Source organism: uncultured Fibrobacter sp. (assembly GCF_937877005.1).
Lineage (GTDB): Bacteria > Fibrobacterota > Fibrobacteria > Fibrobacterales > Fibrobacteraceae > Fibrobacter.
The window spans coordinates 1-1,989 of sequence record NZ_CALEFV010000267.1 but is presented as its reverse complement, the minus strand read 5'-3'; the positions used below and the strand labels follow the sequence as shown (position 1 = coordinate 1,989).

The 1,989-nt window shown below is 47.8% G+C and carries 2 protein-coding genes and 2 tRNA genes; 2 read left to right on the top strand and 2 right to left on the bottom strand.

What is annotated here, in order from left to right; translation table 11 throughout:
* A partial coding sequence (locus tag Q0628_RS11860; RefSeq protein ID WP_366979158.1) for a nitrogenase component 1 occupies nt 1-553 on the bottom strand: 553 nt, incomplete at its 3' end.
* 11 nt (nt 554-564) lie between these two features.
* Nucleotides 565-1,410, bottom strand: coding sequence for a nitrogenase iron protein (gene nifH, locus Q0628_RS11855; protein ID WP_072977618.1), 846 nt, complete (start codon nt 1,408-1,410; stop codon nt 565-567).
* 268 nt (nt 1,411-1,678) lie between these two features.
* Here nifH and Q0628_RS11850 point away from each other — a divergent pair.
* Together Q0628_RS11850 and Q0628_RS11845 are read left to right on the top strand one after the other, a co-directional pair.
* Nucleotides 1,679-1,763: transfer RNA gene (locus Q0628_RS11850), tRNA-Leu, on the top strand.
* A gap of 15 nt (nt 1,764-1,778) precedes the next feature.
* Nucleotides 1,779-1,854, top strand: a tRNA-Thr gene (locus Q0628_RS11845).
* The last annotated feature ends 135 nt before the right edge of the window (nt 1,855-1,989 follow it).

The following is a 1,989-nucleotide window of genomic DNA, read 5'->3' as shown; positions in this document are numbered from 1 at the left end:
CAACTTCCGGTTCCATTTCTTCGGCAATAGAATCGATGTCTTCGCCAATGATGGCGGTAGCACAAGCCATACCGATGAAAATCGCCTTGGGGTTAAAGCGTTCCTTTGCGTCGAGGATGGTCTGGCGGAGCTTATCGGAAGCGCCGAAAACCATGTCCTTTTCTTTCAGGTTCGTGCTGATGTTCAGCGTGTTCTGCAGGGGCTTTCCACGGCGGCGAAGGCCGTTATGCATCGAGAGGTTAAACTTGGAGTTTTCGCCGCTGCAACCGATAGGAGAATGGTCAATCAGGGCGCAGTCCGTAAGGTTACCCACCTGGCACTGCACAATTGCGTTAGAACACATGGTTTCTTGGTTCAGCGGAGAACTCAATTCGCAAAGTTTGCAGCCCGAGCCCTTGCCTGCGCAGCCGCCATGTTTTTTCGCGCTGCGTTCGTCGTAGGCAGATTCCTTGATCAGGTCGCTTGCCTTGCCGTCCCAGCCGATAATCGTACCCAGTCGATACTCGCGGTTTTCGACTGAGGTCATGTTCAAATTAATATTAGTCTTGGCCATGAACCCTCACATTAAATCTGGTAGTCTTTTTCCATCATGCCGTAGTCGATAAGAATTTGTTCCAAACGATCCTGCGTCATCGGGGTCGGTATGGTAAAGAGTTCGTTTTCGTCGATGTTCTTGGCGAGTTCACGGTAGACGTTTGCCTGGCTAGACTTGGGTTCGAATTCAATCACGGTCTTCTTGCGGATTTCGGCCTGCTGCACAATGTTGTTGCGCGGCACAAACTGAATGAGCTGCGTGTTGAGTTCCTTGGTGAATGCACGGAGCAGGTCAAGTTCGTTGTCCACATTACGACTATTACAAATGATACCGCCCAAGCGGACTTCACCATGCTGGGCATACTTCGCGATACCCTTACAGATGTTGTTTGCTGCATAAAGGGCCATCATTTCGCCGGAAGCGACGATGTAAATTTCCTTGGCTTTGCCTTCACGAATCGGCATGGCAAAACCGCCGCACACCACGTCGCCCAACACGTCGTAGAAAACGTAATCAAGGTCTTCGGTATAGGCACCGAGCTGTTCGAGCATGCTAATCGAGGTAATAATGCCGCGGCCTGCGCAACCCACGCCCGGTTCCGGGCCACCGGATTCTACGCAACGTACACCCTTGAAGCCGACCTTTTCAAGGTCAGAAAGCTGAATTTCAGTCTTATTGTCACGAATGGTATCGAGCACCGTCTTTTGATGAAGGCCGCCGAGCAAAAGGCGAGTAGAGTCTGCTTTAGGGTCGCAGCCGACCACAAGAACGTGCTTTCCCTGTTCAACAAGGCCTGCGGTCAAGTTTTGAGTCGTGGTGGACTTACCGATGCCACCCTTTCCGTAAATAGCGATTTGACGTAATTTCTTAGACATGTTATCGTGTCTCCTTGATGTTTTCCTACAAAATTACTAGGCAAATACAAGTTAGAATTTGAGTCTGTCCTTTCCAATACTTTTTGAGCCCGTTTAGTCAAAAAAGATTACTTTTTTTAAGTTGTTATAAATTCTGTTTATAGCCCTTGTTAGCGTGAATCTATCGCATGCATGAAAAAACGATTTGCAATATTAAAAACTCGATGTTATATTAGGTACATAGTTCGCACAATTGAACGTCGAACAGAGTTGATTGGAATATGTTAGTGCTCGGGTGGCGGAACTGGCAGACGCGTATGGTTGAGGTCCATATGGAGTAATCCTTGGGGGTTCAAGTCCCCCCTCGGGTACCACTTTAACGGCAAAATGCCTGCATAGCTCAGTCGGTAGAGCACATCCTTGGTAAGGATGAGGTCTCCGGTTCAAGTCCGGATGTAGGCTCCATTTTTAATATAGATATTAGTTTCAGAAGTTCGAATAAAAACAAAAAAGTTTTAACCCAAAAAGAAATCTGGAGGAAAACAAATGGCTAAGGAAGTTTTCGAAAGAACAAAGCCGCACGTCAACGTCGGTACCATT

Bases quoted from the DNA above. Each gene is read 5' to 3' on its own strand.
- nifH (WP_072977618.1), bottom strand. From the start codon at position 1,410: ATGTCTAAGAAATTACGTCAAATCGCTATTTACGGAAAGGGTGGCATC.